The following is a 17,999-nucleotide window of genomic DNA, read 5'->3' on the forward strand; positions in this document are numbered from 1 at the left end:
GGTCATCCCTCGTAACGCGGGAAAACCGGTGTGGGCTTGGGCAACTGCGATCCCGGCGTGAGTCGGTCGGCCACGGCGGTGAAGTCGCGGCGCTCGCCGACCGTCAACAGATCGAGCAGCTTCCCACACGACGTCGGCAGTACCGGCTGGGCCAGCAGTGCGACGACGCGGACCACTTCGGCGCAGACGTAGAGCACGGTGCCGGTGCGTTCCAGATCGGTCTTCGCCAGTTTCCACGGTTCCTGGGCGGAGATGTAACGATTCGTGTCGGCCAGCACCGACCACAACGCCTCGAGGCCGAGGTGGATGGCCTGGTTGTCGAAGTGGGTGCGCACCGTCGGCAGCAATTCGCCTGTGGCGGTGAGCAACGTCTGATCGGCGTCGGTGAACTCACCCGGGCTGGGCACCACCGAGTCGAAGTACTTGCCGATCATCGACAGCGTGCGTTGGGCGAGGTTGCCGAACTCGTTGGCGAGATCGGCGTTGATGCGCGCCACGATCGCCTCGGCGGAATACGATCCGTCCTGACCGTAGGACACCTCGCGGAGGAAGAAGTACCGCACCGGATCGAGGCCGAACTCGTCGATGAGGTTGTCGGGGTCGACGACGTTGCCGACGGACTTGCTCATCTTCTCGCCCTTGTTGAACAGGAAGCCATGGGCGAACACGCGTTTCGGCAGCTCGATGCCCGCGCTCATCAGGAACGCCGGCCAGTACACGCAATGGAAGCGGATGATGTCCTTGCCGATCACATGCAGATCCGCCGGCCAGTACCTCTCGAATGTCGTTGTGTCGTCCGGGAATCCGACGCCGGTCAGATAGTTGGTGAGGGCGTCCACCCAGACGTACATGACGTGATCGGGGTGCCCGGGCACCGGCACTCCCCAGTCAAAGGTGGTGCGCGACACCGACAGATCGGTCAACCCGCCCTTGACGAAGCTGATCACCTCGTTGCGGCGGACATCCGGCCCGATGAACTCCGGGTGGCTCTCGTAGAGATCGAGGAGCTTGTCCTGGTAGGCCGACAACCGGAAGAAGTAGGTCTGCTCCTCGGTCCAGGTGAGGACGTGACCGTTGTCGGTGGCCACGCGCTCACCGGCGTCGTTGACCTCGGTGTCGGACTCGGCGTAGAACAGTTCGTCGCGGATGTCGTACCAGCCGGAGTAGGCATCGAGATAGATGTCGCCGGCCTCGCTCATGCGCTGCCAGATGGCCTCCGATGCACGCTTGTGATCGTCGTCGGAGGTGCGGATGAACCGGTCATAGCTCGATCCGAGCCGGTCCTGGAGTTCCTGGAACCGGTCGGAGTTGCGGCGCGCGAGCTCGGCGGTCGGGATGCCCTCCTTCTCCGCGGTCTGCTGCATCTTCTGACCGTGGACGTCGGTGCCGGTGAGGAACCGGACGTCGAAGCCGTCGAGTCGCTTGAACCGCGCGAGGGCGTCGGCCGAGATGTACTCGTAGGCGTGCCCGATGTGCGGGGCGCCGTTCGGGTAGGCGATCGCGGTGGTCAGGTAATACGGGCGGCCGGCGCCGTGGGAGGTCGGGCCGTCCGACGAGCCTGCGTCGGTGCTGGTCAGATCAGTGGGCATAGTGGTTGTCAGGATACTGGGTGCATGCGGTCGGCCCGACCCGTGGCCCGGCGGCGCTCGCCTCTCGCCGACCGCCGCCTCTGGGGAGTGGCCACGACACGGAATCGTCGACATTGTCCGCAGGTGAGCTCCGAGCGCACGGCCTAGGCTGGTGGCCATGGTGATGGCTGACCGCCCCGAGGTGGAGACCGCGTCCGGACCGGTGACCGCGCTGACGTTGGTCGGCCTGGCCGACGGCATGCTCAACGGCCTGGCCAGGGTGCCGTTCCGCAGATTCTGGAACGGGCCGAGCGGGCTGCTCGACAATGTCGGGCAATCGGTCACCCGGCAGGCGGTGCGGTCGTTCATGGGCTACATCGTCGGCCTGCCGATCGAGGAGTTCCGGTCGATGGAGAAGGTTCTCGACGACCTGTGCCGTGTGGTCATCCCGCCGTTCATCCACCTCACCGACGACGTCGAGGTCACCGACGACGAGATCAACGGTGTGCCCGGTCTCTGGTTGCGCTCGCGCGCCAGTTCGGACGAGTTCGTCGACGACGACCAGCGCAAGACCGCGATCGACGGCACCATCCTCTACCTGCACGGCGGCGGCTACATCGGCACGACACCGATGATGTACTCGGCCTTCGCCGCCTCCCTGGTCAGTGGCACCGGCTGCGAGGTGTTCATCGCCGACTACCGGATGGCACCGGAGTTCCCCTTCCCGGCCGGTGTGCATGACGCCGCCGACGTCTACCGGGGATTGCTGGAGCGCGGTGTCGACGCCGATCACCTGGTGATCGCGGGCGACTCCGGAGGAGGCGGTTTGGCGACCTCGCTGGCCGGGTACCTCCGCGAGGTCGGGCTGCCCCGCCCGGCTGCGGTCGCCCTGTTCTCGCCCGAGGTCGATCTCGACATGGACCATCCGTCGATCACCGAGAACGCGAGCACCGACATCCTGCCGTGGAATGTGCCGGTCACCCCGTACCTGCACGGCGTGCAACCCGACGACAAACGCGTGTCGATGGTCTACGCCGAACCGGACGACGAGTGGTTCCCACCCACCTTCGTGTGCTGGGGTGCAGACGAGATGTTCCGCGATCCGATCCGCGACTTCGTCGCCTCGCTGGAAAAGGCGGGTATCGAGGTGACCGCACTGGAGGAGCGGGGCATGTTCCACGTCTTCCCGATCCTGATGCCGTGGGCGGAGAGTTCACACGAGGTGTACCGCACACTCAATGAGTTCGTCGGCCGGCATGTCGCATCCGATCCGGAGGCGACGCCGACCCACTGACGCCGACCCACTGACGCCGACGTGGGGAGGATTTTCGCCGTCGACGTCCTCGGCAGGTGCAGGAACGTGTCATTCGGGGCGCGCATTCGCGCCGTACGTCGATCGTGACCACGCGCTCGTTTGGCCCGGATTCGGCGGTCCCCATACCCTGGCGGCATGGTGATGGCTGATCGAGACGACGTTGACACGGCGTCGGCGCCGATTACGGCGCTGGCCGTGGTGGGCCTTGCCGAGACGATGCTCAACGGTTTGGCGCGGGTCCCGTTCACGCAACCCTGGCGCGGCCCGGGTGGCCTTCTCGACAACGTCGGACAGTCGGTGACCCGGCAGACGATCCGGGCGTTCATGGGATATTCGATGGGCCTTCCCATCGAGGAGTTCCGGTCGATGGAGAAGATCATCGACGACATCTGTCAGGTGGTCCTGCCGCCGGTCATCGGGGTGGCCGGGAAGGTGGAGATCGTCGACGACGAGATCGGTGGGGTTCCCGGGATCTGGTGCCGGGCCAAGGACAGTTCCGATTCCTATGTCGACGGTGACGGAACCAAGAGTTCGATCAACGGCACGATCCTGTACCTGCACGGCGGCGGCTACATCGGTACATCACCGATGATGTACTCGGCGTTCGCGGCCGCCCTGGTGCGGATCACCGGCTGTGAGATCTTCATCGCCGACTACCGGATGGCGCCGGAATTCCCCTTTCCGGCAGGCATTCTCGACGCCGCCGACGTCTATCGGGGCCTGCTCGGACGTGGGGTCGACCCGGATCATCTGATCGTCGCCGGGGATTCCGGTGGCGGCGGACTGGCCACCTCGCTGGTGTCCTACCTGCACGACCACCAGCTGCCGAAACCCGCTGCGCTGGGGCTGTTCTCGCCGGAGGTCGATCTCGATCTGGACCATGACTCGGTGGTCGACAACGCCGCCCACGACATCCTGCCGTGGAGCATTCCGGTCGCCCCGTACCTGAAAGGCGTGCAGCCCAACGACGCCCGGGTCTCCGCGGTCTATGGTCACCCCGACCCGGAATGGTTCCCGCCGACCTTCGTCTGTTGGGGTGAGGTGGAGATGTTCCGGGACGGCATCCGGCAGTTCGTGCGCAATCTCGAGGCCGCCGACGTACCGGTGATGGCGATGGAGGAACGCGGCATGTTCCACGTCTTCCCGATCCTCATGCCGTGGGCCGAATCGAGCAAACGGGTGTTGCGCAAGCTCGGTGAGCTCGCGAACCGTTACGTCACCCCGGATCCGGGTGCGTCACCGACGCATTGACGGATCCGGGGTGCCCGGTGCCAGGTGCGGCGGCGCTTCTACAGCAGGCGCTGATACGGCTCGCATCCCGGCGGTGCCTTGGGCGGGTCGCGTCGTTCGATCTCCGGGATCGGCATGCTCACCGGTGTGCCCTCGGTGAGGGTGAACTTCTCGCCGTGGTGGGCCAGATCGATCGCCGGACCCGACAGCAAACGATAGGTGGCGGTCGACTTGTCAATGGCGACAACGATCTTGGAGTCCCGGACGATCATGCGGAAGGACAGGTAGTCCAGCTTGCTGGGCAGTCGCGGGGCGAAGGTGATGTGTCCGCCGAAGTCGCGCATACCGCCGAAGCCGGCCACGCAGTCGGTCCACGCGCCGGCCAGGGCGGCGATGTGGAGGCCGCTGGCGACGTTGTCGTGCAGGTCGTGCAGGTCGGTGAACACCGATTCGGCCATCAGGTCGTAGGCCAGATCGAGGTAGCCGACCTCGGCCGCGGTGACCGCCTCACAACACGCCGACAGTGACGAGTCACGCACCGTCAGCGGATAGTAGTAGTCGAAGTTGCGTAGCTTCTGCTCGGGCGTGAAGGCGTCGCCGAACATGTACATCGCGAACACCAGATCGGCCTGCTTGACCACCTGCTTGCGATACAGGTCGAAGTACGGATAGTTCAGCAGCAGTGGGTATTTGCCCTTCGACTCCTCGAAGTCCCAGGCGCCGAGCAGGGTGAACGCCTCACACTGCTGATGCACCCCGAGGGCCTCGTCGTAGGGCAGCGTCATGTCGTCGGCGCACGATTCCCAGTGTGCGGTCTCGGCATTGGTGACGCCGAACTGCTGAGCGAGATCGGGGCGTCGATGCACCGCGGCGATCGCGTCGCGGAAGTTCTGTTGCGCAGCGAGATTGGTGAAGACGTTGTTGTTGACGACCGCGGTGTACTCGTCGGGCCCGGTGATGCCGTCGATGCGGAAATTGCCGTTGATGTCGTGATGGCCCATGCCGGCGAACAGGCGCGCGGTCTCCACCAGAAGTTCGACGCCACACTCGGTTTCGAACTGCTCGTCGTGAGTGGCGCGCAGGTAGCGCCCGGTCGCGTTGGCGATGTCGGCGCTGACGTGCACGCCCGCGGTTCCCGCCGGCCAGTAGCCCGAACACTCGTCACCGTTGATCGAGCGCCACGGGAACATGGCGCCGCGCTGGGCCAATTCGGCCGCACGCGATTTCGCCTTGTCGATGGTGGCGTGACGCCACCGCAGTTCCTCGCCGGCCGCGGCGGGCACGGTGTAGGTGAGCATCGGCAGGATGAAACTCTCGGTGTCCCAGAAGGTGTGGCCGTCGTAGCCGGGACCGGTGAGTCCCTTGGCCGGGATGGCGCGGGACTGGCCACGGGCGCCGGCCTGCAGGACGTGGAACAACGCGAACCGGACCGCCTGCTGCAGTTCGGGATCGCCGTCGACCTCGACGTCGGCGTCGCGCCAGAAGTCGTCGAGGTAGCGGCCCTGATCGGCTTTCAGTGATTCCCAGCCGGTTTCCATCGCCATGGCCAGCGCGGCGTCGACCTGTGCGCGCAGGGCGGGCACCGATCGTCGGGCCGACCAGCCGTATCCGATGTACTTGGTCAGGCTGAGCTTGGTGCCCTGCGGGACGTTGGCGGCCACGGTCAGGCGTGCCAGATCACCGTCGGCGCGGATGAAGGTGTCCGCACGGTCCGGGAAGTCGATCTCGTGATCCATACCCGCGGCCATGTGCAGACCGGACTTCTTGGTGTGGTGGACCAGGATTCCCCAGTAGTTGCGGCAGGTCGCCAGGTCGGAGACCAACGGCGAATCCAGCGCCGCGGCCAGACGCGGATCGTTGCCGGGAAGCGGAACCGGTTCGTTGGCAAGCAGATCCGACTGCAGGACGAGTTTCATGTCCTCGTCGATCGGCTCCACCTCGTAGTGGATGGCGGCGATGGTGCGTTTGGTGAACGACACCAGACGTTCGGACCGGATGCGCACGGTGCGGCCCGTCGGCGAGGTCCACAGGGTGTTGCGTCGCAACGTGCCGGTGCGGAAGTCGAGGACCCGCTCATGCTCCTCGGTGCGTCCGTAGCGCAGGTCCATCGGCTCGTCCTCGACGAGCAGGCGGATGATCTTGCCGTCGGTCACGTTGACCACGGTCTGGCCGGATTCCGGGTAACCGTAACCACTTTCGGCGTACGGCAGGCCGCGCTGTTCGTAGTACCCGTTCAGGTAGGTACCCGGATGGTCGACGGGTTCACCCTCTTCGAAGGTGCCACGAAGGCCGAGGTGGCCGTTCGACAGGGCGAAGAGTGTCTCGGTGCGACCGAGCATGTCGATGTCGAGCCCTCGCCAGCGCAGCTGCCAGGGGTGGACGTCGAATCCGAATGCGTGATCACTGGTACTCATGCAGGCAGCAATTCCTCGAGATCGTTGACGACGATGGATGCTCCGGCGGCCGTCATCGACGCGGCCTGGGTGCCACCGACCCGGTCGATGCCGACGACATAGCCGAAGTTGCCGGCGGCGCCGGCCTGAATTCCGGAGATCGCATCCTCGAAGACGGCCGCGGCGGCCGGCTCCACACCCATGCGCTGCGCGCCGAGCAGATACGAATCCGGTGCCGGTTTACCCGGCAATCCTGCTGCGGCGGTTTCCAGTCCGTCGACGCGCACCTCGACGAACTTCGACAGATCGGCCGCGTCGAGGACGGCCTTGCCGTTCTTCGACGACGTCACCACCGCGATCCGCAGTCCCGCGTCGCGGGCCGCCTCGAGGTAGCGCACCGATCCCGGGTACGGGTTGACGCCGTCGCTTTCGAGGCTGGCCAGGAACATGTCGTTCTTGCCGCTGCCGATCGTGTCGGCATCGGCGGTGGAGACATCGTCGATGCCGCGGGAGGCGAGGAACGCCCGCACGCCGTCATCGCGGGGCCGGCCGTCGACGTAGTCGAGGTAGTCCTGCTCGGTGAACGGGGTGAATGCGTCGCCATCCCGCTTGCGCAGGAAGGCGTCGAAGGCGGCCTTCCACGCCCGTTGATGGAGGACAGCGGTACTGGTGAGGACGCCGTCGAGATCGAAAAGTGCGACGGTGACCGTATCTGGCAAACCCAACACGTTGGCAAACGCTACCTGTCTGCGGCGGATCGGGCTCGGTATGCACGGATGTCGGCGCGGGCACCCGAATCCGAGCCGTCCAGATGATGAGAAATCCGGTGGACGTCGCCGACGCGAATGATCAAACATGGGGCCATGTCTCGTCGTTTAGCGCAGGTCGATGTGTTCGCGTCCGCTCCGATCACCGGAAACCCGGTGGCCGTCGTCCTCGACGCCGACGGCATCGACGACGAGCAGATGGCCGCCTTCGCGCGGTGGACCAATCTGTCGGAGACGACCTTCGTGCTGCCGCCCACCGATCCGACCGCCGACTACCGGTTGCGGATCTTCACTCCTGGTGGCGAACTGCCCTTTGCGGGGCACCCCACTCTCGGGTCCGGGCACGCATTCCTCGCGACAGGAGCCGACATCACCGGCGAGTACCTCGTCCAGGAATGCGGTGTCGGACTGGTGCGTATCCGACGCGACGGGCAGCGTCTCGCGTTCGCGGCACCGCCGCTGAGCAGGTCCGGTCCCGTCGACGCCGCCACCGTCACCGAGGTGACCGCGGCCCTGGGGGTCGATCCCGCGCACGTTGTCGCCGCCGAATGGGTGATCAACGGACCGCAGTGGATGGCCCTGCAGCTCGACTCGGCGCAACGCGTCCTCGACGTACGTCCGGACTTCGCCGCGCTCGGTGACCACGAGGTCGGGATCGTCGGCGAGCATTCCGACGCCACCCGGCCCGAGCCGGGGGTCCTGTTCGAGGTGCGGGCCTTTGCTCCCGGCGACGGGGTGCCCGAGGATCCGGTGACCGGCAGCCTCAACGCCGGCATCGCGACGTGGCTGCGACGCGACGGCCGCGCACCGCAGAGCTACGTCGCCGCGCAGGGGACCGCACTCGGGCGGGCCGGTCGGGTGTTCGTCACCGACGACGGCGACGACATCTGGATCGGTGGTGAGTGCACGACGGTGATCACCGGAACCGTCGAACTCTGAGCGGAGCGGGGACATCCGCCCGGATCGTGCCCCCATACAGTGGGGCCCATGTCCGCCGCCGACAGCCCGACCCCCGTTGACAGCGCTCACGCCCGCACTGACAGCGCTCACTCCCGCGTTGACAGCGCTCAGAATCCCACTGACAGCGCTCCCGTCAAGGAGCTCAGCGCCAAGGAGGCCAAGAAGCGTCGCCGTCGCGAGCCGCCGCCGGACCCGGAGCCGTTGCCCGGCCTCGTCGACGCCCACACCCACCTCGCCGCGTGCGGCGGTCGTGACCCGGAGTCGGTGCGGGCGATCCTCGATCACGCCGACGCCGTCGGGGTCGGGCAGGTGATCACCGTCGCCGACGACATGATCGACGCGCGGTGGGCCGTCGATGCCGCGCGGTGGGACGAGCGGGCGTTCGCTGCGGTGGCGCTGCACCCCACGCATGCCGGTGACCTCGACGACGCCGCGCGCGCCGAACTCGAGCAGATGGCCACCGATCCGCGGGTGGTGGCGATCGGGGAGACGGGGCTGGATTACTACTGGCCCGGTCGCTCGGAGTCGGCGGCCGAACCCGCCGTCCAGAAGGACGCCTTCGCCTGGCATATTGATCTCGCCAAGCGCGTCGGCAAGCCGTTGATGATCCACAACCGCGAGGCCGATCGCGATCTGCTCGACATTCTCGCGGCCGAAGGGTCGCCCGACGTCGTGATCATGCATTGCTTCTCCGGTGACCGAAACGTTGCACGCGAATGCATAGATCGCGGGTATCTGCTGAGTTTCGCCGGAACTGTGACATTCGCCAATGCCGCGGAGCTTCGTGAGGCGGCTCGTCTGGTGCCCGTTGAGCAGATCCTGGTGGAGACCGATGCGCCGTTCCTCACCGCGCATCCCTACCGTGGCCAGCCAAATCAGTCGTATTGCCTGCCATACACGGCGCGTGGACTTGCCGACATCCGCCAAACGGACGACGTGACGATGGCTCGGCAACTCGGCGTCAACGCGCGACGCGTCTACCGGCTACCTTTGCGCTGAGCAAACTGTCTCGTTATCGTATTGTGATCCGTCAGCCTGTGGGGGTTCCAGACGGACGCCACGTTCCCGATCAGGATGCTTCACCTTGTCTGTTTTAGCGAAGATTCACACGTTGGACTCGATGCGTGCGCGCGTCGCCATCGGAGCGGTGCTGTGCACCGTCGCCGCCGGTGGCGTGATGGGCGTGACGATGCACAAGAACGTCACCATCGACGTCGATGGACAGAAGATCCAGGTCGCCACCATGTCCATGGACGTCGACTCACTGCTGAACTCGCAGGGCTACGACCCGGCCAACGGCGACGTCGTCGAACCGGCACTGGACTCGTCGTTCTCCGACGGGCAGACCATCGTCTTCCACCGCAAGAAGCAGGTCGTCCTCGACGTCGAGGGCCAGCGACGTGTCGTCGAGACCACCGCGGTCAACGTCAACGATCTCCTCGCCCAGCAGGGCCTGTCCCACGGTGACGACGCCACCAACTTCAACGCCGGTGGTCCGATCCCGGTCAACGGCGCGGTTGTCGACGTCACCCTGCCGAAGAAGCTCATCATCATCGACGGCGGCGTGCCGTCGATCAAGAGCGTGCCGGCCGAGACGGTGTCCGAGGCACTCGCCGACATCGGCGCCCCGCTCGCCGACACCGACAAGGTCACCCCCGCCGCGACCACGAAGGTCGCCGACGGCATGACCATCAACGTGACCCGCATCCGCACCACCGAGACGACGGTGCCCGAGAACATCACCGCACCCGACGTCACCCAGGATGATCCGACGCTGATCAAGGATCGCCGCGTGGTGGTCAAGCCCGGTACGCCCGGCAAGGCCAATGTCCGCTACGAGGTGACCACCGTCAACGGCAAGGTCGTCAAGCGGGTCAAGGTCGGCCAGGAGGTCCTCACCCAGCCGGTCGCCGCCACCGTCCGGGTCGGCACCAAGCCGGGCGCCCCGTTCGTGCCCGTCGGCGTCTGGGATCAGCTCGCACAGTGCGAGGCCACCGGCAACTGGGCCATCAACACCGGCAACGGCTTCTACGGCGGCGTCCAGTTCGACCAGAACACCTGGGAACGCTGGGGCGGCCTCGAGTACGCACCGCGCGCCGACCTGGCCACCCGCGAGGAGCAGATCGCGATCGCGCAGAAGACCCAGGCAGCTCAGGGCTGGGGCGCGTGGCCGTCGTGCTCGGCCAAGCTGGGCCTGCGCTGAGCATCGACGACGCTGGGTCCGGGGACGATTCCGGACGGCTCCTGGGACCCGCGCAGATCCGTCGGCTCGCCGACGAACTGGGTGTCCGTCCCACCAAGACGCTCGGACAGAACTTCGTCCATGACGCCAACACGGTGCGACGCATCGTCGCTGCCTCCAGGGTCGGACCCGATGACGTCGTCCTCGAGGTCGGACCGGGCCTGGGATCGCTGACGCTGGCGTTGCTCGGCACCGTCTCGCGGGTGATCGCGGTCGAGATCGACCCGGTGCTCGCCGGCCGGCTGCCGCAGACCGCGGCCGACTACGCGGCACACGGATCGCTGGACGTGGTCACCGCCGACGCGATGACCGTGCGCGCCGACGACCTGCCGGCCGCACCCACCGCGCTCGTCGCCAACCTGCCCTACAACGTCGCGGTGCCGGTGCTGCTGCACCTGATGAGCGAATGTCCCACCATCGCAACAGCTTTGGTGATGGTGCAGGCCGAGGTCGCCGACCGGCTGGCCGCGCCACCGGGGAACAAGGTCTACGGCGTGCCCAGCGTGAAGGCCCGCTACTTCGGCGACGTTGCGCGCGCCGGTGCGGTGGGACGCAACGTGTTCTGGCCCGAACCCAAGGTGGAATCGGGTCTGGTCCGCATCGACCGCCGCGACACCCACTCCACCGATCCGGCCCGGCGTGCCGCGGTGTTCGCGGTCATCGACGCGGCCTTCGCTCAGCGCCGCAAGACCATGCGCTCGGCGCTGGCGACCTGGGCCGGCTCACCAGTGGAGGCCGAACGACGCCTGCGCGCCGCCGACATCGACCCGCAGATCCGCGGCGAGAAACTCGACGTCGCCGATTTCGTGCGGTTGGCACAGGTGGCCGCCTCAACCTGAGGCTGAGCGGAGCTTGTCCAGCAGCGTCGGTGCCACCTCGTCGAGGAAACGCTCCTGGCTGCCGCCGCCGATCTGCACCAACGCGACATCACTGAAGCCCGCCTCCCAGTAGGGGCGAATGCCGTCGACCAGCTTGTCGAGGTCGGGTCCGCACGGGATGTTCGCGGCCACATCGTCTTTCGTGACGAACTGGGTGGCGGCGGCAAAGCCGGCAGTGGTGGGGAGGTTGGCGTTGACGTCCCAGCCGCCGGCGAACCAGCGGAACTGCTCATGGGCACGCGCCACGGCAACATCGCGATCGGGGTCCCAGCAGATCGGGATCTGGCCGATGGCGCGGGCCGGGGCGAGTGCGGGGCCCTGCCCGATGGAGGTGGTGTCCGGGTGGGCGTTCCACTGCTCGATGATGTCCGCGCTGGGTTCGACGGCGATGAGATGGTCTGCCGGCGGACCGAATTCGTCGATTCCGCGGGTTCCCGACACCGCCACACCGATGGGCACTCCGTCGTCGGGGAGATCCCAGAGACGGGCCGAATCGACCTGGAAGAACTCCCCGCGATGGTCGACGAGGCCGCCGTCGAGGAGCGCGCGGATGATCTCGATGGCCTCGGACAGCATGGCCTGTCGTTCACCGAGGGCGGGCCATCCCGCCCCGACGACGTGCTCGTTGAGGTTCTCGCCGCTTCCGAGTCCGAGGATGAATCGGCCGTCGGAGAGCAACTGCATCGTGGCCGCCTTCTGCGCGATCACCGCCGGGTGATAGCGCATCGTGGGGCAGGTCACGTAGGTCATCAATTCGACGTCGTCGGTGGCGTGGGCGACCGCGCCGAGCACCGACCACGCGTACGGGGCATGTCCCTGCGCCGACAGCCAGGGTGAGTAGTGGTCGCTGGAAACCTCGAAATCGAAACCCGCCGATTCCGCCGCGATCGCATCGCGGACCAGCTGCCGGGGGCCGGCCTGTTCGGTCATGAGTGTGTAGCCAAAACGTGTCGCCATGATCTCGCTCTCTGCCTCCGGAGTAGTCCGGTGGCAAGGTGGAGTGGGGGATGTGGGCACGTGGTCTGGACCCGGGAGGAGCATCTGTGGATTCATCAGGATCGACCGACGATCGCCGTGACACGGGATCGTCGGATCGGGCCCGGCCGGATGTCGGCTCAGTCGACACCGTGCTCCTCGACATCGACGGTACGCTCATCGATTCCGGGTATCTGCACGCTCTGGCATGGCAGCGGGCGTTTGCCGCCCATGGGCTGACCCCGCCGTGGTGGCGTGTGCACCGGGCCATCGGCATGGGCGGTGACCTGCTGGTTCGGGAGGTCTGTGGGTCCGAGGTCGAGGATGCCGTCGGTGACCGGTTGCGCGATGAGTGGGCCGAACGGTACCGCGAGGTCCTGCCGGAGGTACGTGCCATCCCCGGCGCATCCGACCTCGTCCGTGCGTTGACCCGATCCGGCTACCGGGTGGCCATCGCGTCGTCGGGAGCCCGGGAGTTCACCGACGCGGCACTCGACCTTCTCGGACTCGCTTCGACCGACGTCGACGTGGTGACCAGTGCCGATGATGCCGACAACTCCAAACCGGCCCCGGACCTGCTCACCGAGGCGCTGCGCCGGGCCGGTGGCAGCAGTGCGGTCCTGGTCGGTGACAGCGTGTGGGACGTCGCCGCGGCGACAGCGGCCGGCATGTCCTGTGTGGCCGTCCGCACCGGTGGCACCGCGGCCGCCGAACTGCTCGACGCCGGCGCAATCAGGGTCGTCGACGACGTCGCGGTGCTTCTCGACACGCGATGGCGGCCGTGACCGGAATGAACGCCTACTCTGGATCCCCGTGTCCCCAGCATCCCTGTCGGTGATCTCCGACGCCGTGACGGTGCGCGTGCCTGCCAAGGTCAACCTGCACCTCGGCGTCGGCCCGCTGCGCGATGACGGCTACCACGATCTGGTGACGGTCTTTCAGGCGGTGTCGCTGTACGACGACGTCACGGTGGCCCGCGCGGCGGGCCTGTCGGTGGAGATGACCCGCGACAGTGGTCGCGGCGCCGACGTCGCCGAGGTGCCCCTCGACGACGACAATCTCGCGGTCCGCGCGGTGCGAGCCCTCGGTGAGTACGCCGGTCGTGATCCCAAGGTGGCCATCGAGATCGTCAAACGCATCCCGGTGGCCGGGGGTATGGCCGGCGGCAGCGCCGACGCGGCGGGCGCGCTGGTCGCATTGGCGGCGTTGTGGAAACTCGACATCCCGCGCGCCGATCTCCTGGACATCGCAGCCGGTCTCGGCAGCGACGTGCCGTTCTCGGTGCAGGGTGGCACCGCCCTGGGCACCGGCCGCGGTGAGCAGCTCATGCCGATGCTCGCGCGCGGGGAACTGCACTGGGTGCTGGCCTTCGCGCGCGACGGACTGTCCACGCCCTCGGTATTTCGTGAACTCGACCGGCTCCGCGCCGACCGTGACCTGACACCGGACCCCGACGAGCTCCGGCCCGACGCACTCGTCCAGGCGCTCGCCGCGGGTGACCCCCACGTCATCGCCCCCTTGCTGCACAACGATTTACAGCCGGCGGCGCTGAGCCTGCAGCCGGGTCTGCGTCGCACGTTGCGCGCCGGAATCGATGCCGGCGCCCTCGGCGGCATCGTCTCCGGGTCCGGCCCGACGTGCATGTTCCTGTGCGCCGACGCGGATGCGGCCGTCGCGGTGGCCGCCGAACTGTCCGGCGCCGGCGTGGCCCGTTCGGTACGCACCGCATCGGGTCCGGTCAGTGGTGCGACGCGGCAGGTGCCGAGCGCGTGAGCAGACGACGCATGCACTCGACCGTGACGACGGCGGGTGTCCTCGGGACTGCGCTGAGCGCGGCGGTCACCGCCGGTGTGATCACCGCCGCACCCGCCTCGGCCGCGCCGCTGGCCGGCCGGGTGCTGAGCGCCGAATCGATTGCCGCCGAAGACCTTCCGCCCGGCGCCGCATCGGGCGAGCGGGTCACCTACGTGACGCGTGACCAGAACGATCGGATGGCCCTGTCCACCGGGGTCGTCTACGTCCCGAAGGGCACGGCACCGAGCGGCGGGTGGCGCATCTTCTCGTGGGCGCACGGCACCACCGGGATCGCCGATCAGTGCGCACCGAGCCGCACCCGCAAGGGCAGCGGCGTCGACCGGCCCGTCATCGACGCACTCGAGACCGGCTATGCCGTCACCGCCACCGACTACGCCGGTCTCGGCGCCGCGGGCGAGACCGAATACCTCGGTGGACGGGCGGCCGCACACTCGGTGATCGACATGATCCGCGCCGCCCGCTCGACCGAGGCGAGCCTGGGTACCGAGTGGGTGTCGGTGGGCCACTCCCAGGGCGGGCACGCCGCACTCTTCGCCGGGCACGAAGCGCCGTCGTACGCACCGGAACTCGATCTGCGGGAGATCCTCGCGATCGCACCGGCCTCGGGGATCGAGGGGGTGCTCACCAAGTCGTTCACCCCGAGCGTGCCGAGCCTGGGACGGGTCAACACCGTCAGTGCGCTCTACCTCTACATCCTGGCCGGGCTCGATCATGCCCGGCCGGACCTGCACATCACCGACCGGCTCTCCGACGACGGCAAGCGCTATCTCGATATGGCCCGGTCACAGTGCAACGGCGAGGTGTCCGACGCGCTGCGGTCGGTGTCACCGGGATCGCTGTTGGACGAACCGCTGGGCGACGACGCCGTCACCGCCGCACTCGCCGACTACACCCGCGTCCCGACCGGCGGTTACACGGTGCCGATCCGCATCGACCACGGACTGCTCGACCCGATCGTGCCGTTCCCGCTCACCGCGACCCTGGTCCGGTCGATGCAGGATTCCGGTACCGACGTCGACCTGCACACCCACAGTCGCGATGATCACACCGAGGTCGTCGCCGGCGCGCTCGGTGAGGTGATGACGACGGTGTCCTCGGCATTCGGGCGGGACTGACGGTGATGTGCCGGTGCGCCATGGCGGTTGATACCGTCTACCGGTGTCTCCTGCCCCCGCATCCGCGCTGATCAACGCCGATCGCATCAGTAAGAGCTACGGCATCCGCGCACTGCTCGACGAGGTGAGCCTCGGCGTGCACGAGGGCCAACGCATTGGCGTCGTCGGCCTCAACGGTGGCGGTAAGACGACGTTGCTGGAGATCCTCGGTGGTGTCACCGAACCCGATTCCGGCCGGGTGTCGCGGGCCGGTGGTGCACGCATCGCCGTCGTCACCCAGCGCGGTGAACTCCCGGCAGGCAAGACCGTTGCCGAGGTCGTCGTCGGTGGCCCCGAGGTCGCCGCACATGAATGGGCCGGCGACGCGCGGGTCCGTTCGATCCTCGCCGGCATCGGCATCGACGAATTGCTCGACACCCGCGTCGACGAACTCTCCGGTGGTCAGCGCCGCCGCGTCGGTCTGGCCGCGGCGCTGGTCTCCGACGCCGATGTACTCATCCTGGACGAGCCGACCAACCACCTCGACGTCGAGGGCGTGGAGTGGCTCGCCGAGCACCTCATCACGCGACGCAGCGCGCTGGTGGTGGTCACCCACGATCGCTGGTTCCTCGACACCGTCGCCATGCGCACCTGGGAGGTGCACGACGGCAGTGTCGACGAGTACGAGGGCGGCTACAACGACTGGGTGTTCGCCCGCGCCGAGCGGGTCCGGCTGGCCGACGCCGCCGAGGAACGTCGTCGCAACCTCGCCCGCAAGGAACTGGCGTGGCTGCGACGTGGTCCGCCGGCGCGAACATCCAAGCCGCGCTACCGGATCGAGGCCGCCGAGAAGCTCATCAGCGATGTGCCCGAACCGCGCGACTCGGTCGCGCTGTCGGCGTTCGCGCGTCGTCGGCTGGGTCGGGTGGTCATCGAACTCGAGGACGCCCACATCGAAACCCCTTCCGGGGAAACCCTTCTCGACGATCTGACCTGGCGGCTGGCGCCGGGGGAGCGGATCGGTCTGGTGGGGGTGAACGGTTCGGGCAAGACGACGCTGCTGCGTGCACTGGCCGGGGAGGTCGACGTCGCTCCCGGCCGGCGTGTCGAAGGTGTCACGGTGACCATCGGGTGGTTGCGTCAGGAACTCGACGACCTCGATCCCGACCAGCGGGTGCTCGACGCCGTGGAATCGGTGGCCGCGCGAATCATGCTGGGCGACAAGGAGATGTCGGCGAGTCAGCTCGCCGAGCGCCTCGGCTTCTCGCCGGCCCGTCAACGCACCCCGGTCGGTGATCTGTCCGGCGGCGAGCGTCGTCGGCTGCAACTGACGCGGGTGTTGATGGCCGAGCCGAACGTCTTGCTGCTCGACGAGCCGACCAACGATCTCGACATCGACACGCTGCAGCAACTCGAGGATCTGCTCGACTCGTGGGCGGGCACGCTGGTGGTGATCTCGCACGACCGTTATCTGATCGAGCGGATCTGCGATTCGACGTGGGCGCTGTTCGGCGACCGCACACTCACCAACCTGCCCGGCGGCATCGCGCAATATCTCGTGCGCCGTCGGGAGATGCAGCGTGGCGCATCGGCATCCGGCTCGGCGGTGGGGTCGTCGCAGGCGGCATCGGGCGAGGCCACCGCGGCATCGTCACCGTCGGCGGACGGTGCCGCCGAGGCCGCGAGCGCCGCGGCTCCGGCCGTCAGCGCTGCCGAACACCGCGAGGCCCGGAAGGCGGCCAATCGCGCGGAGCGTCAACTCGAGCAGCTGTCCAAACGCGAGGAGCAACTGCATCTCGCGCTTGCCGAGGCCGCCACCGATCCGGACAGGCTGGTGTCGCTCGGCGCCGAGTTGCGTCAGGTCATCGAGGACAAGGACGCCGCCGAGGCCGCGTGGCTGGAGGCCGCGGAAAAGCTGGAGTGAGTGAGGCTCGAGGTGAGTCGCCGGGTGTGGCTCAGCCTCGCATCGATCCGGGTCGCGAAATCGCCGATCATCGCCCCGGTCATCTCCGGCTGGATGAGCGGGTAGAGGTGCGACGCCCGGCCGATGATGCGCAGTTCGGCCTGCGTCGACAATGCGGCGAAAGTCTTTTCGTGGATGCGGAATTGGTCCCAGCCGCCGTTGGCGAAGAGCATCGATCCCGGGTAGGCGGACAGCTCACCGAGCGCGTCGAAATCCGCGATCGCGTCGACGACGTCGGCGATGGAGTGCAGTGCGAGTCCACCGGCCTCCATGTCCTGCGCCAGCTGCCGGCCCAACGCGACTCGCGTCAGGCCGCGGCTGATGGCCGCGGCCTGCGCGGGGAGCACACTGGTGGCCGCTCCGAACGCCCGAAACGGTGCTGCGAGAAGCGCACTCGGTTGCGCGGTCGATCCCATCGTCACCAGCCCGGCGACCGAGTCTGGGTGACGCCCCGCGGCGGCCATTGCGACGTAGCCGCCGAGGGAGATCCCGGCGACCACCGCGGGTTCCCCGACGGTTGTGATGGCGTCGAGGACGGCGTCGACGGCGTCGTCCATCCTGAACGTTTCGGCGCTGCGGTCGCCGTGGCCCGGCAGATCCGGGTGGATGACGGGGCGTTCGGTGATCGCCGCGGCGATACGGTGCATCGACGCACCGCTGACGCGGAGACCGTGGACGAGGACGACGGGAGTGGCGTTGCTGCTCATCGGGTGTCAGTATGCCGCCGCGAGGACTGCGCGTATAGTGACGCAGGCCACTGTTTGTGGACCTGTCGAGCAATCGAAAGGCACGCCACCGC

Annotated in this window: 15 protein-coding genes; 10 read left to right on the plus strand and 5 right to left on the minus strand. The window is 67.7% G+C overall.

The annotated features are described in order from the left end of the window. Positions 1 to 2 precede the first annotated feature (2 nt). On the minus strand, positions 3 to 1,589 hold the full coding sequence (gene metG, locus ABLE94_RS18985; protein ID WP_348802944.1) for a methionine--tRNA ligase: 1,587 nt from the start codon (positions 1,587 to 1,589) through the stop codon (positions 3 to 5). A gap of 157 nt (positions 1,590 to 1,746) precedes the next feature. Here metG and ABLE94_RS18990 point away from each other — a divergent pair, with 157 nt between their 5' ends. Continuing rightward, positions 1,747 to 2,862 (plus strand): alpha/beta hydrolase, encoded by a 1,116-nt coding sequence (locus tag ABLE94_RS18990; protein WP_348809517.1) that lies wholly within the window; start codon positions 1,747 to 1,749, stop codon positions 2,860 to 2,862. 156 nt (positions 2,863 to 3,018) lie between these two features. Continuing rightward, positions 3,019 to 4,134: an alpha/beta hydrolase gene (locus ABLE94_RS18995; RefSeq protein ID WP_348809518.1), complete on the plus strand. Its 1,116-nt coding sequence runs from the start codon at positions 3,019 to 3,021 to the stop codon at positions 4,132 to 4,134. A 38-nt stretch (positions 4,135 to 4,172) separates the two neighbouring features. Here the strand turns inward: ABLE94_RS18995 and ABLE94_RS19000 are convergent, their stop codons facing one another. Further along, the gene (locus ABLE94_RS19000; protein WP_348802941.1) at positions 4,173 to 6,527 is read right to left on the minus strand and encodes a glycoside hydrolase family 65 protein; all 2,355 of its coding nucleotides are present in this window, start codon (positions 6,525 to 6,527) and stop codon (positions 4,173 to 4,175) included. Further along, a complete protein-coding gene (locus tag ABLE94_RS19005) occupies positions 6,524 to 7,234 on the minus strand; it encodes an HAD family hydrolase (RefSeq protein ID WP_348802940.1) in 711 nt (236 codons plus the stop codon). The genes ABLE94_RS19000 and ABLE94_RS19005 overlap by 4 nt, the downstream gene beginning before the upstream one ends. A gap of 135 nt (positions 7,235 to 7,369) precedes the next feature. Between ABLE94_RS19005 and ABLE94_RS19010 the strand changes: the two genes are divergently transcribed. The 4 genes from ABLE94_RS19010 to rsmA all read left to right on the plus strand — a co-directional run bounded on the left by ABLE94_RS19010 (position 7,370) and on the right by rsmA (position 11,314). After that, positions 7,370 to 8,212 carry a PhzF family phenazine biosynthesis protein gene (locus ABLE94_RS19010; RefSeq protein ID WP_348809519.1) on the plus strand — a complete coding sequence of 281 codons (843 nt, stop codon included), beginning with the start codon at positions 7,370 to 7,372 and terminating at the stop codon, positions 8,210 to 8,212. A gap of 48 nt (positions 8,213 to 8,260) precedes the next feature. Continuing rightward, the gene (locus ABLE94_RS19015) at positions 8,261 to 9,232 is read left to right on the plus strand and encodes a TatD family hydrolase (protein WP_348809520.1); all 972 of its coding nucleotides are present in this window, start codon (positions 8,261 to 8,263) and stop codon (positions 9,230 to 9,232) included. A 121-nt stretch (positions 9,233 to 9,353) separates the two neighbouring features. Further along, the gene (locus ABLE94_RS19020; protein ID WP_348809521.1) at positions 9,354 to 10,436 is read left to right on the plus strand and encodes a resuscitation-promoting factor; all 1,083 of its coding nucleotides are present in this window, start codon (positions 9,354 to 9,356) and stop codon (positions 10,434 to 10,436) included. Beyond that, positions 10,400 to 11,314, plus strand: a complete 915-nt coding sequence (rsmA, locus tag ABLE94_RS19025; protein ID WP_348809522.1) for a 16S rRNA (adenine(1518)-N(6)/adenine(1519)-N(6))-dimethyltransferase RsmA — start codon at positions 10,400 to 10,402, stop codon at positions 11,312 to 11,314. Before ABLE94_RS19020 ends, rsmA begins: the two co-directional genes overlap by 37 nt. Here the strand turns inward: rsmA and ABLE94_RS19030 are convergent. Next, on the minus strand, positions 11,306 to 12,310 hold the full coding sequence (locus ABLE94_RS19030; RefSeq protein ID WP_348809523.1) for a TIGR03557 family F420-dependent LLM class oxidoreductase: 1,005 nt from the start codon (positions 12,308 to 12,310) through the stop codon (positions 11,306 to 11,308). The two genes, rsmA and ABLE94_RS19030, sit on opposite strands and share 9 nt — an antisense overlap. 170 nt (positions 12,311 to 12,480) lie before the next feature. Between ABLE94_RS19030 and ABLE94_RS19035 the strand changes: the two genes are divergently transcribed. From ABLE94_RS19035 to ABLE94_RS19050, 4 genes are read left to right on the plus strand one after another with little or no spacing between them, the layout of a single operon-like run. Continuing rightward, positions 12,481 to 13,113: an HAD family hydrolase gene (locus ABLE94_RS19035; RefSeq protein ID WP_348809560.1), complete on the plus strand. Its 633-nt coding sequence runs from the start codon at positions 12,481 to 12,483 to the stop codon at positions 13,111 to 13,113. Between the two features lie 28 nt (positions 13,114 to 13,141). Beyond that, a complete protein-coding gene (locus ABLE94_RS19040) occupies positions 13,142 to 14,101 on the plus strand; it encodes a 4-(cytidine 5'-diphospho)-2-C-methyl-D-erythritol kinase (RefSeq protein WP_348809524.1) in 960 nt (319 codons plus the stop codon). A gap of 11 nt (positions 14,102 to 14,112) precedes the next feature. Continuing rightward, complete coding sequence (locus ABLE94_RS19045) at positions 14,113 to 15,258, plus strand: lipase family protein (RefSeq protein ID WP_348809525.1); 1,146 nt, start codon at positions 14,113 to 14,115, stop codon at positions 15,256 to 15,258. A 43-nt stretch (positions 15,259 to 15,301) separates the two neighbouring features. Beyond that, positions 15,302 to 17,161, plus strand: coding sequence for an ABC-F family ATP-binding cassette domain-containing protein (locus ABLE94_RS19050; protein WP_348802930.1), 1,860 nt, complete (start codon positions 15,302 to 15,304; stop codon positions 17,159 to 17,161). On the opposite strand, the gene ABLE94_RS19055 is transcribed toward ABLE94_RS19050, so the two are convergent. Next, positions 17,095 to 17,907: an alpha/beta fold hydrolase gene (locus ABLE94_RS19055; protein WP_348809526.1), complete on the minus strand. Its 813-nt coding sequence runs from the start codon at positions 17,905 to 17,907 to the stop codon at positions 17,095 to 17,097. The genes ABLE94_RS19050 and ABLE94_RS19055 overlap by 67 nt on opposite strands. Positions 17,908 to 17,999 lie beyond the last annotated feature (92 nt).

It is taken from the genome of Gordonia sp. VNK1, assembly GCF_040049135.1.
Lineage (GTDB): Bacteria > Actinomycetota > Actinomycetes > Mycobacteriales > Mycobacteriaceae > Gordonia > Gordonia oleivorans.